Source organism: Flavobacterium sp., from assembly GCF_044338735.1.
Classification (GTDB): Bacteria; Bacteroidota; Bacteroidia; order Flavobacteriales; family Flavobacteriaceae; genus Flavobacterium.
The window spans coordinates 1-7032 of record NZ_JBIIWV010000107.1 but is presented as its reverse complement, the minus strand read 5'-3'; the positions used below and the strand labels follow the sequence as shown (position 1 = coordinate 7032).

7 protein-coding genes are annotated in these 7032 nt (G+C 31.4%); 1 reads left to right on the top strand and 6 read right to left on the bottom strand.

Going from position 1 to position 7032, the window contains the following annotated elements; translation table 11 throughout:
* On the bottom strand, positions 1-233 hold a 233-nt coding region (gene rpsF / locus ACIQZC_RS07680), incomplete at its 3' end, for a 30S ribosomal protein S6 (protein ID WP_396138650.1).
* 148 nt (positions 234-381) lie between these two features.
* Here rpsF and ACIQZC_RS07675 point away from each other — a divergent pair.
* The gene (locus ACIQZC_RS07675; protein ID WP_396138649.1) at positions 382-1077 is read left to right on the top strand and encodes a LytR/AlgR family response regulator transcription factor; all 696 of its coding nucleotides are present in this window, start codon (positions 382-384) and stop codon (positions 1075-1077) included.
* Here the strand turns inward: ACIQZC_RS07675 and priA are convergent.
* The 5 genes from priA to sucC form a co-directional block, all read right to left on the bottom strand.
* Positions 1074-3524: a primosomal protein N' gene (priA, locus tag ACIQZC_RS07670; protein WP_396138648.1), complete on the bottom strand. Its 2451-nt coding sequence runs from the start codon at positions 3522-3524 to the stop codon at positions 1074-1076. The two genes, ACIQZC_RS07675 and priA, sit on opposite strands and share 4 nt — an antisense overlap.
* Before the next feature lie 125 nt (positions 3525-3649).
* Positions 3650-4213, bottom strand: coding sequence for a chalcone isomerase family protein (locus ACIQZC_RS07665; protein ID WP_396138647.1), 564 nt, complete (start codon positions 4211-4213; stop codon positions 3650-3652).
* A 12-nt stretch (positions 4214-4225) separates the two neighbouring features.
* The gene (locus tag ACIQZC_RS07660; RefSeq protein WP_396138646.1) at positions 4226-5158 is read right to left on the bottom strand and encodes a YihY/virulence factor BrkB family protein; all 933 of its coding nucleotides are present in this window, start codon (positions 5156-5158) and stop codon (positions 4226-4228) included.
* Between the two features lie 3 nt (positions 5159-5161).
* Positions 5162-6019, bottom strand: coding sequence for a carboxylating nicotinate-nucleotide diphosphorylase (gene nadC / locus ACIQZC_RS07655; protein WP_396138645.1), 858 nt, complete (start codon positions 6017-6019; stop codon positions 5162-5164).
* Between the two features lie 119 nt (positions 6020-6138).
* Positions 6139-7032, bottom strand: an 894-nt coding sequence (sucC, locus tag ACIQZC_RS07650) for an ADP-forming succinate--CoA ligase subunit beta (protein ID WP_396138644.1), incomplete at its 5' end; no start/stop codon positions are given.

The window sequence follows — 7032 nt, the reverse complement described above, 5'->3', positions numbered from 1 at the left end:
TCAGTTTCAAATGCAATAATAATTTCAGCTGGCGCTTTGAATTCAAATAAGTGGTAAAATCCACTTTTTTTGTGTTGAATTTCGTAGGCTAATTTTTTTAAGCCCCAATCTTCTTTCGATACCATCTCAGATCCTTTAGAAGTAAGAAAATCTTCAAACTTGCTTACTGTTTCCTTTACCTGTTGGTCAGATAAAACGGGATTCAAGATGAAAACAGTTTCATAATGATTCATAATCTTTATATTTTAATGTTATAAAATTGGGTGCAAAAATAGTGTTTTTATTCTAATAACCAATAGTTCTTCAAATATTTTTTTTTTAATATGTTATTTGGTTTGTTGTATTATTTATCATACTTTTAACTTCGTATAAAGAAAACCCATGAAGTTAAATTGTATCGTTGTAGATGATAGTGCCGTTCAAAGGATTACCATTACTAAATTGGTAAATGAATCTACGTTATTAAACTTAATTGGTGAATTTGCTAATGCATTAGAAGCAAAAAATTGTATTAATAATAATGCATTAGATTTAATATTTCTTGACGTTGAAATGCCATTAATTAGTGGGTTTGACTTGTTAGATGGATTAAAAACCAAACCCCAAATTATTTTTATCACTTCAAAAGCAGATTATGCCTTAAAAGCTTTTGATTATGAAGCAACTGATTTTCTTCAAAAACCCATTTCAAAAGAACGCTTCCTTAAAGCAGTAAAAAAAGCTACTGAATTACATGCACTTCGTTATGATATTCCTCAAGAACAAGGAGAAAGTATTGTAATTAAAAGCAATTTAAAAAAGCTAAAAATTTATCTATCCAAAATCAAATGGATTGAAGCTTATGGCGATTATATAAAAGTAGTTACAGACGACGAAACCCATTTAGTACTCTCTACTATGAAAGGTTTTGAAAAGGAACTCCCTGAAGGTAAATTCATTAGAGTACACAAATCGTTTATAATTAACTTATCTCGAGTAGAAAAGTTCAATAATAAATTTATTGAAATTGGCACAACAAAAATACCTTTAAGCCGAAATAAAAAAGAAGAAATCGTAAAAGCAATCGAGAAAATCTAGTATACATCTACATTTACCGTTATTTTAATTGCTCGATATTGAGGAATGGCTTCAAAACTATTTCGCATTTTAGTGATAATTGTTTTTGCTTTCCCTAAATTAGAATTGACAGGTATTTTTACCATTATAGTTCTGATGTATTCATTTCGAATTCTATTAATTGCTGGTTCTTCTGGACCTAAAACTGGAACTGATAAACTTTGAACTAATACATTATAAAACCAAAGCGAACCTTCTTTTAATTTATCAAAATCACGATGTTTTAAAGTTATTTTTATCAAACGATAAAAAGGCGGATATTTAAAATTTTGACGTTCGTAAATTTGTTCTTTATACATGTCCAAATAATTTGAACTCAATACGTGTTGAATGGTATTATGATGCGGATTAAACGTTTGGATCAGCACTTTTCCAATTTTTTCAGAACGTCCTGCTCTACCCGAAACCTGAGTCATCATTTGAAAAGCTCTTTCATACGCTCTAAAATTGGGCTGATTTAGTAAATTATCGGCATTCATAATTCCAACTAATGTTACATTATCAAAATCCAATCCTTTAGCGAGCATTTGAGTTCCGACCAAAATGTCAATTTCTCTATTTTTAAACGAATCAATAATTTTCTCGAAACCAAATTTACCTCGTGTGGTATCTTGATCCATTCTTCCAATTTTTTTTTCTGGAAAAAGCGCTTTTAATTCCATTTCAATTTGTTCAGTTCCAAAGCCTTTAGTGGTAAGATCAACCGATTGACAACTATGACAATGTGTAGGATTTGCAATTGAATAGCCGCAATAATGACAACGCAATTGATTTTTGAATTTATAATAGGTTAAACTCACATCGCAACTAGGACAATGCGGCACATGACCACACGTCATGCATTCAACATAGGGCGAAAATCCTCTACGGTTCTGAAATAATATAATTTGTTCGCCTTTAGACAATGTTTCTGATATCGCTTCCAATAATTCATCGGAAAAGTGCCCAGTCATCTTCTTTCTAAAATACTTATCTTTTATATCAATTAAGAAAATTTCAGGTAAAACTTGATTTGCATACCGCACTTTTAATTCGGTTAGACCGTATTTTTTAGTTTGCACGTTATAATAAGTCTCCAAACTAGGAGTTGCACTTCCCAAAAGAACCTTTGCATTGTGTTGTTTAGCTAAAACGATGGCTGCATCTCGGGCATGATATCTCGGTGCAGGATCATGTTGCTTATAGGTTTGCTCATGCTCTTCATCAACAATGATGCATCCTAAATTTGAAAAGGGTAAAAACATAGCACTTCGAACACCAATAACAACTTTTGCTTTTGGAGAATTTTCGAGCACTTGATTCCAAACTTCAATGCGTTCATTATTGGAATATTTCGAATGAAAAACAGCTACTTCGTTACCAAAATAAGCAGTTAATCGTTGCACTAATTGTGTGGTTAAAGCTATTTCAGGAAGCAAAAACAACACTTGCTTACCTTGTTGCACAAATTGTTCTAATAGCTTGATGTAGATTTCTGTTTTACCCGAGGCAGTAACTCCATGCAATAAACTAACATCGAAAGATTTAAAATTATCTTCAATGCTGTCAAAAGCTTTTTGCTGTGCTTCGCTTAACGCGAAATGACTATTTTCACCTTTATCAAAAGTGACTCTATCTTGCGCAATATAATATTCTTCAAAAATGTTCTTATCGACTAATGATTTTACAATTGCAGAAGAACTTGCGGAAGTTTCTATAAGTTTTTTAACCGAAATTGGATTTTTGTCCTGGGCTTGTAATTGAAAATAATGCAATACTAATTCGCGTTGTTTTTTTGCATTGGAAAGCGATTCTAATAAACTGCTTAATTTATCTTGTTGCAAAAAATCGTCTTGTAATTTGATGTATCGAATTAATTTTGGTTTGTACTGTTCAGAAATTTCTTCCTGTAAAACCAGAGCGCCTTTTGCTAATAATTTGTTGATAATTGGAAAAACAGTTTTCTTTCCTAAAATTTTAATAACCTCTTGAACCGTAATTGATGATTGCGTTTTTAATGCTTCCAGAATCAAATATTCATCGTCTTTTAAATCATTTGGATCTATTTGTAAATTTTCTTTAGCTGAAATAATTGTTTCGCTTTCCAAAATATAACCTGCGGGCAACGCACTTCGAAAAACTTCTCCAAGCGAACACATATAATAGGATGCAATCCATTTCCAATGTTCAATTTGGAACGAATTAACCACAGGACTTTCATCTAAAATCTGATGAATTTCTTTGGCCTCATATAATTGCGGAGGAGTATTATTTTTATGAAGAACTAATGCAGTATAGATTTTTGTTTTACCAAAGGGAACAGCCACTCGCATTCCTATTTGAATGTAGTGAAATTCTGCTTCAGAAACCTGATATGTAAAGGTTTTTGAAACTGCTAATGGCAAAACAACTTCAACAAAATATAACATAGAACAAATATAGTTTGAAAAAGAGTATGGCGAAAAGAAAAAAGTAAAAAGATATTGAAGTAACGAATTTTAATAAAAAAAGCGCTCTCAATTGAGAACGCTTAATACTAGATTTATGTTTGGTCTTATTTTCCTAACATACCTGCTTTTAAATCGTCATCGGCAGGTTTATCACCTAACCAAATTCCGAATAATGCTCTTTTAAAATCGTATCCATCGATAGATCCTTTTTTAGATCCATTTTTGTATACAACTACTCCTTCATCTGGAACATTCATGATGATAAAAACATCTCCTTTTTTAATTTCTTCTTTAAAAAAACCTTTGAATTTATCAATTTTAGCTTTTAGTGGAGCTGTTTTTTTTCCTGTTGAATTTTCAAAACCTTCATTGATTGCAGTAATCATTTTTTCTGAAGTAATCATACCAGAAATGATGTTCAATTTAATAGCTCCGGCATCTTTGCTATCAATAATATCTTTTGCACTAGCGCTCTTTTTTGGTAAATATAAAGAACCTACATACAAATCGATCCACATTTTTTCTCTTGTTCCAGCACCATTTAAAACCAAACTTTGCCCTTCTAAAGACAATTTAGCATCAACTTTAACTCCTGAAACAGTTTCTTGTGCATTAACAGTTAATGTTGTTGCAATAACCATTAATAGTGTAATAATCTTTGATTTCATAATAATTTGTTTTTAATTTTTGCTAATATATAAATTTTTTCTTTTTAATTTAGAAATAGTTGCATTTAGTTCAAAACCTAGTAATAAAACCATACAATTAATCCAAATATAAAACATCAGTACAAGAAGTGTACCAATAGAACCATATAGTTCATTATAACGTGCAAATTTTTCCACATAAACACCAAATATATAGGAAGAAATAATAATTAAAATAGTAGTGAAAACAGCGCCATAACTGATAAATGAAATTTTTGAAGTTTCTTTAGTTCCAAATTTATATAAAATAGAAGTAGTAATTAAAATCATTAAAATAATAAAACCATATCGACTCCATTCAATTACCGAAACATCGGCAACATAACCTTGAATATTTATTTTTTGAATCATAACTTCTGTAATTACAATTGCAGAAACTGTAATAATTAATATCATCGATAAAAGTAATGAGATTGCTAATGAAATGAAATACTGTTTAAAAAAACCTCGTGTTATAGTAATGTGTTCAGACATTTCAAATCCTCCTAAAATTGCATTAATACCATTAGCCATTAATACAATAGATAAAATAAAACCGGAAGACAATAATCCTTGATGGCTTGTGTTCATAATATCGCTAATAATTACCGCGATGGCTTCATAGGTATTAGGCGGAACACTTTCTTCGACAAATTGTAAAAAATCTTTTTGAAAATTTTCCAAAGGAATAAATGGAATTAAATTCAAAAAAAATAACGCAAATGGAAACAATGCCATAAAAAAACTAAATGCCACAGCACTTGCTCTGTATGAAAAAGCTCCTTTAAAAATTCCGATTATATACAATTCTAAAATATCATATAGAGAAAGTCCTTCAAACGATTGTGGTTTGATTTTTTTTCCAAAAGAAACTAACTGTTTAATAACTGGGATTTTATTGAGCTTATTTTCAATTGCCTCTGACATATTTTAAAATGCTTTTAAACTTAGATCCATATTATAAACCGAATGCGTTAGTGCCCCAGAAGAAATATAATTTACACCACAATCGGCATAACTTCGAATTGTCTTTTCATTGATATTTCCTGATGATTCTGTTAAACATTGATTACCGATTAACTGAACTGCTTTTTTTGTAGTTTCATAATCAAAATTATCCAATAAAATTCGATAAACGCCTCCAGCATCTATAATTTGTTGCACCTCATCAAGATTTCTGGCTTCAATAATTATTTTCAAATCTTTATTATTGTCAACTAAATATTGTTTTGTTTTAGCAATTGCTTGCGGAATTCCACCAGCAAAATCATTGTGATTATCCTTTAACATGATCATGTCATACAAGGCAAAACGATGATTTTCACCACCGCCAATTTTTACCGCCCATTTCTCTATAGCGCGAATTCCTGGCGTAGTTTTTCGGGTGTCCAAAATTTTTGTGTTGCTACCTTTCAATAAGTCAACAAATAGTTTAGTTTTTGTTGCGATAGCGCTCATACGTTGCATCGAATTCAGCACCAAACGCTCTGCTTTTAAAATAGATTGAGAACTTCCTGAAACTTGAAAAACTACATCTCCATATTTCACAATTTCTCCATCTTTAATATAGATTTCCATCTTTAAATCTTCATCTACATATTTGAAAATCATTTCTGCAAATGCTACACCGGCAATGATTCCTTCATCTTTTACCAGTAATTTTGCTTTTCCTTGAGCCAAAGTTGGAATACAAGCCAACGAACTGTGATCGCCATCACCAACGTCTTCTCTGATTGCGTTTTTTATAATTAAATCCAATTCGTTTTGAAATTGCACTTCTGAAATCATAATATAAAATTGAAAGGCTAAGGTAAGAAATCTTGAGTTGTTTTGGAAATTTAGTCTGTTAAAACAAAAAACTCCCAGATAAAATCTGAGAGTTTTTATATAATAGTTGATAATTTTTATTAAGACAACGCTGCTTTAACTTGATCTGCTGCCTCTTGAAATTGAACAGCTGACAAAATTGGCATTCCTGAATTATCGATTAATTCTTTTGCAATTTCGGCATTTGTACCTTGCAAACGCACAATAATAGGCACTTTTATTTCGTCTCCCATATTTTTATAAGCATCAACCACACCTTGGGCAACACGATCACAACGAACGATTCCACCAAAGATATTGATTAAAATAGCCTTGACATTTGGATCTTTCAAAATGATTCTAAAAGCTAATTCAACCCGTTTTGCATCAGCAGTTCCACCTACGTCTAAGAAATTAGCTGGTTCAAAACCAGCATATTTGATTAAATCCATAGTTGCCATTGCTAATCCAGCGCCGTTAACCATACATCCTACTGTTCCGTCAAGATCTACATAGTTTAATCCGGCTTCTTTAGCTTCAACTTCTATAGCATTTTCCTCTCTAATGTCGCGCATTTCAGCATATTTAGGTTGTCTGTATAATGCATTATCGTCGATATTTACTTTAGCATCAACTGCTAATATTTTATTGTCTGATGTTTTAAGTACTGGGTTAATTTCAAACATTGACGCATCTGAACCAATGTAAGCATTGTATAATGCATCAATAAATTTAACCATTTCTTTGAAGGCATTACCTGAAAGACCTAAATTGAAAGCAACACGTCTCGCTTGAAAACCTTGCAATCCTACAGCAGGATCAATTTCTTCTGTAAAAATTAGGTTTGGTGTATGTTCAGCAACCTCTTCAATATCCATTCCACCTTCAGTAGAATACATGATCATGTTGCGACCAGTGGCTCTATTTAATAAAACCGAAACATAAAATTCTGATGTTTCACTTTCACCTGGGTAGTATACGTCTTCAGCAATTAA